The sequence below is a fragment of the Pseudoalteromonas sp. GW168-MNA-CIBAN-0100 genome (assembly GCF_040309225.1).
GTDB lineage: Bacteria > Pseudomonadota > Gammaproteobacteria > Enterobacterales > Alteromonadaceae > Pseudoalteromonas > Pseudoalteromonas arctica.
Map to the genome: position 1 here is coordinate 1 of NZ_JBEOOL010001026.1, position 240 is coordinate 240.

1 protein-coding gene is annotated in these 240 nt (G+C 43.8%); it reads left to right on the forward strand.

Features of this window, described 5'->3' with window-relative positions; all coding sequences use genetic code 11:
• A partial coding sequence (locus AAEY62_RS24465) for a flagellar basal body P-ring protein FlgI (RefSeq protein ID WP_350637079.1) occupies positions 1-240 on the forward strand: 240 nt, incomplete at both ends.

Genomic DNA, 240 nt, shown 5'->3' on the forward strand with positions numbered 1-240 from the left:
GTTATAGGTAAAAATGTAAAATTACAACCTGCGGCAATTACCCACGGTGGTTTAACAGTAACGATTGCTGAGCAACAAAATGTGGCGCAGCCAAATCCTTTAGCAGAGGGTGAAACCGTGGTTACTCAGCAAAGTATTATTGATGTTGATCAGGATGACTCACGCGCTTTTGTATTTAACCCAGGTGTCAGCCTTGATGATTTAGTTCGTGCTATTAATGAAGTTGGCGCTGCCCCTGGC